Annotated in this window: 4 protein-coding genes and 1 pseudogene; 3 read left to right on the top strand and 2 right to left on the bottom strand. The window is 73.9% G+C overall.

Annotated features, from left to right (window positions below; all coding sequences use genetic code 11):
- Positions 1-96, bottom strand: a pseudogene (locus tag ABZW10_RS38615) (electron transfer flavoprotein subunit beta); the annotation flags it as partial.
- A 334-nt stretch (positions 97-430) separates the two neighbouring features.
- The gene (locus ABZW10_RS38610; RefSeq protein ID WP_355376375.1) at positions 431-844 is read right to left on the bottom strand and encodes a thioredoxin family protein; all 414 of its coding nucleotides are present in this window, start codon (positions 842-844) and stop codon (positions 431-433) included.
- Positions 845-1,111: 267 nt separating this feature from the next.
- Between ABZW10_RS38610 and ABZW10_RS38605 the strand changes: the two genes are divergently transcribed.
- The 3 genes from ABZW10_RS38605 to ABZW10_RS38595 all read left to right on the top strand — a co-directional run bounded on the left by ABZW10_RS38605 (position 1,112) and on the right by ABZW10_RS38595 (position 3,951).
- Positions 1,112-1,537 (top strand): DUF4395 domain-containing protein, encoded by a 426-nt coding sequence (locus tag ABZW10_RS38605; RefSeq protein ID WP_355376372.1) that lies wholly within the window; start codon positions 1,112-1,114, stop codon positions 1,535-1,537.
- Positions 1,538-1,791: 254 nt separating this feature from the next.
- Positions 1,792-2,562 carry a lysophospholipid acyltransferase family protein gene (locus ABZW10_RS38600; protein ID WP_355376369.1) on the top strand — a complete coding sequence of 257 codons (771 nt, stop codon included), beginning with the start codon at positions 1,792-1,794 and terminating at the stop codon, positions 2,560-2,562.
- 180 nt (positions 2,563-2,742) lie between these two features.
- Positions 2,743-3,951 carry a hypothetical protein gene (locus ABZW10_RS38595; RefSeq protein ID WP_355376366.1) on the top strand — a complete coding sequence of 403 codons (1,209 nt, stop codon included), beginning with the start codon at positions 2,743-2,745 and terminating at the stop codon, positions 3,949-3,951.
- Positions 3,952-4,082: the final 131 nt, after the last annotated feature.

The raw sequence follows: 4,082 nt of genomic DNA, 5'->3' as shown, positions 1-4,082 counted from the left end.
CACGCCCTCCCGGTCGGTGGTGTGATCGTCCGAGAAACGACGGTCACCCGTCGCGTCCGGCACGTACTTCACACAGACAACGATCCTCAAGCTCACGGCCTGTCTCCTGTACTGGTCTCGTCCGGCGGCTGCGGCAGTGCACGTGGGCGCGTACACGGCTCGCACCCACTCCCGGCAGCGTGTTCCCGTGCCGGTCCGGAACTTGCTGGCAGCATACCCGCCAGTAGCCCGACGGTCACTACTCACCAGTAGCTTACGTCGCGCCCCCGGCCGGCGTGCCTCGTCAGGGCCATCCTGCCCCAGGCCACCTCGGGCTCCACCCGACGGGGCTGCCCTCGGGCCACCGGATTCACCTCGGCGGCATCCCGCACGCCCCCGCCCGCACCCCGGCGCCCACGGCCCGGGCCACCCCGGACACCCCGGACAGGGCTCAGACCGCCGCACCCAGCGCCGCGATTACATCCGCCTTCCGCGGCTGCCCGGCCGCCCGCCGCACCACCCGGCCACCGGCGTCCAGCACCAGCACGGTCGGCGTCCGCACGATCTCCAGCCGCCGCACCAGCTCCAACCGCTCCTCGGCGTCCAGCTCGACGTGCGCAACCCCGCCGACCATCCCCGCCACCTCGGCCAGCACCCGCCGGGTGGCCCGGCACGGCTGGCAGAACGCGGTGGAGAACTGCACCAGCGTCGCCCGCTCCCCGAGCGCCTCCCCCAGCTCCGCCGCCGACAGCCGCACCGCCCCGTCCCGCTCCCGCACCCTCAGCCTCCCGTCACGCTTCGCTCGGATCAGCCCGAACGTGCTCGCGGCCACGAGCACGACAACACACACCACCAACCCGGTCATCCCCCCAGTCTGCTCCGCCCCCGCAACGCGCCGACGACGGGGGCCCGGCCCTCCCGCAACCCCCCCTCGACCCGTGTCACCGGGCCCGCGTACGATCGGCCCGTGGACTCCGACCGCCCCGTACAGCCGCTGCTGACCACCCGCCGGGTGGTCGACCTGTGCCGGGCCACGGCCTCGCGCTGTCGCTGACGCGCGCCCCGGCCCTCCCGGACGCCCGCGCGACCCCGTCGCCGCGCGCCCCGCCGCCCTCCCCGCCCCGGAGTCCCCGTGCAGATCGACCCCCGCGGCCCGCGCTTCGCCGCCGCCCTCACCACCCTCGTCCTGATCGCCGTCCTGCTCACCGGCAGCGGTGCACTGCTCGCGGCCCAGACCCTCGTCTTCGCCCTCGGCGCCCTCGGCGGCCTGCGCCGCTCCCCCTACTCCTGGCTCTACCGCACCCTGGTCCGGCCCCGGCTGGCACCACCCGCCGAGACCGAGGACGAGCGCCCGCCGCGGTTCGCCCAGGGGGTCGGCCTGGTCTTCGCCGCCGTCGGCACGGCCGGCCTCCTGACCGGAGTCGCCTGGCTCGGCCTGCTCGCCACCGGGTTCGCGCTGGCCGCCGCCTTCCTCAACGCCGCGTTCGGCTACTGCCTCGGCTGCGAGGCGTACCTCCTGGTCCTGCGCGCCCGCACCCGGACCGACCTGGCCGCCTGAGCCGGCCCGGGCCGGAGAAAACCGACCGGACGCCCGGCCGGGAAAAGTTCCCGGCCGGGCTCATCACGCACATCACACCTCCCGATCGGGCCCCGCGGGCACCGCTCAGGTGACAGCGGGTACCCGTTCGGGGGATCATCTCCGTGTATCGCCCGTGGCCACCGCGGTGTGCCGCGCCCCCGGTCGGCCCCCACCTACGGCACGCGGGTCCCCGCCGTACCGGGCCGCCAGGCCCGTCGAAGTCAGGACTGACCGTGGCAGAGCTCGTGTACCCGCCGGTGATCGGCGCCGCGCTGACCGTCTTCCGCGCACTCGACGTGCGCATCAGGATCGTCGGCGCCGAACACATCCCCGCCAAGGGCGGGGCGGTGCTCGTGAGCAACCACATCAGCTACCTCGACTTCCTCTTCGCCGGCCTCGGCGCCTACCGCGGCGGCAAGCGCAAGACCCGCTTCATGGCCAAGGACGACGTCTTCAAGCACGCCGTCTCCGGCCCGCTGATGCGCGGCATGAAGCACATCCCCGTCGACCGCACCGACGGTCAGCCCGCCTACGAGGCCGCCGTCCGCGCCCTGCGGGCCGGCGAGGTGGTCGGCGTCTTCCCCGAGGCGACCATCAGCCGCTCCTTCATGCTGAAGAAGTTCAAGACCGGCGCCGCCCGGATGGCCGCCGACTCCGGCACCCCGCTGCTGCCCGTCGTCCTCTGGGGCACCCAGCAGCTGTGGACCAAGGGCCGCCCCAAGACCCTCACCAAGCGGCACGTCCCGGTCACCATCATGATCGGCGAACCGATCGTGCTGACGCCCGAGGACAAGCCCGTCATGGTCACCCGCCGACTGCGCGCCGCGATGACCGAGATGCTCGACCGGGCCCAGCGCGAGTACCCCGGCAAGCCCTCCGGCCCCGACGACACCTGGTGGCTGCCCGTCCACCTCGGCGGCACCGCGCCCACCCTGGAGACCGCCGAGGCCGAGGACGAGGCGGAGGCCGTCGCCAAGGCCGAACGCCGCGCCGCCCGGGGCTGACCGAAGTCCGGCCACGCGCCCCGTCCACGCCCCGCGAACGGATGACTCCCCGTCTCCGAGCGGACGCGGCCCGTTGCGTGTCTCCCCGCCCGCCCCTCTCCGATCTGACACAGTGACAGCTCCTTCGGGGGGCTCACGCCCGGCCGCGCCGGGCGGATCGGAGACGGAGATGAGACGCGGATGACCCGCACACGGACACGGCTCTCCCACACCACCCCCACCACGGCCCGCACCCGCCACCGCGCCGGTGCGGGCCTCCTGCTCGCCGGGACCCTGCTCACCGGCTGCGGCGCCCAGCCCGGCGACATCCCGCTCAGCGAGATCCGCACCGAAGCCCCCACCCCCACCCCGACCCCGGCCCCGGCCGCCGAACCCGCCGTCGCCGACGCCACCGCGGGCGTAGTCGGCGCCGCCGCGGCCACCCCCACGGCCCCAGCGGCGCACAACGGCCTCATCGCCGGCCGGGTCTTCCTCGACCAGGACCGCCTCACCAGCGCCATCTTCGCCGTCACCCCCGACGGCAAGACCCGCCGGCAACTCACCCAGCCGGCCGACCAGACCCGCGACGACCACCCCGCCTGGTCCCCCGACGGCACCACCCTCGCCTTCGACCGCACCGGCGGCGACTCCCCCGGCCGGATCTGGACCACCGCCACCGACGGACAGAACATCCACCCACTGGGCTCGCTCTGCGAGGCCGGCGCCCCCGACTGCCTCAACGAGACAGAGACCATGCCCGCCTGGTCCCCCGACGGCAAGCAGCTCGCCTTCACCCGCGGCTGGGGCACCGCCGACCCGACGAGCGAGCAGATCCAGTACAGCGACCTCTACCTCATCGCCCCCGACGGCACCACCGCCCAGCGGCTCACCTTCCTGACCAACGACACCCCTTACTCCGGCGTCGTCACCGACCCGGCCTGGTCCCCCGACGGAAAACAGCTCGTCTTCTCCTACCGGACCAGCGCCACCGGCCAGCCCGCCAACAGCCGCGCGCTCTACATCGTCAACGCCGACGGCACCGGCCTGCGCCGCCTCACCCCGTGGGAACTGCGGGCCGGCGACCGCGCCAACTGGTCCCCCGACGGCAGCCGCATCGTCTTCACCACCTACCCCGCCGGCCCGGACAACGCCCCCGGCGGCGGCATCTACACCGTCCACCCCGACGGCACCGCCGTCGAAGCACTCACCCCCGGACCGTCCGACACCACCTACGGCATCGCCTCCTACTCCCCCGACGGCACCACGATCGCCTTCGCCCAGGCCCCCGCCGGCGGAACCTCCGAGCTCTACACCATGCGCGCCGACGGCTCCGGCGCCACCCGGATCACCGACACCACCGGCCACGGGGAGAGCCGCCCCAGCTGGGGCACCGCCCAACCACCCAGCTGAGAGATTTTCGGTAAACGCAAAGAACCCCCGCCGGATAACCGGCGGGGGTTCTTCTCAAAATTTGTTCGGCGGCGTCCTACTCTCCCACAGGGTCCCCCCTGCAGTACCATCGGCGCTGTGAGGCTTAGCTT

The organism is Kitasatospora sp. NPDC004723, from assembly GCF_040609255.1.
GTDB lineage: Bacteria > Actinomycetota > Actinomycetes > Streptomycetales > Streptomycetaceae > Kitasatospora.
Note: the sequence above shows the minus strand (reverse complement) of the source record. Positions and strands in the feature narration are given on the sequence as shown.